Below are 286 nucleotides of genomic sequence, written 5' to 3'. Positions count from 1 at the left end.
ACCACCGCCATCCCCGCCTACGCAGCATCGCGGCCCTCGTACTACTTTGCACAAAGCCAGACTGCGTCACTCACGTACAACTTCCGGGATAACTGGTACTCCAGCAAGGTACACACCATGGCACCCGTCGCCCCGGAACTCGCAGGTTTCTCCCTCGCCTACACCGGCTCCGATGGTACGGACGCCATGGCCACCCTCAGCTATCTGCACTACTACGTGGCCATTCCCGCTAACCTCGACCAGGAGGGTGTTATCGATCTCAGCGCAAGCGAGGCAGGTGGATCCT

Origin of the sequence: Rothia sp. HMSC061E04 (genome assembly GCF_001813685.1) — a bacterium.
In the GTDB taxonomy this organism is placed as follows: domain Bacteria; phylum Actinomycetota; class Actinomycetes; order Actinomycetales; family Micrococcaceae; genus Rothia; species Rothia mucilaginosa.
Note: the sequence above shows the minus strand (reverse complement) of the source record.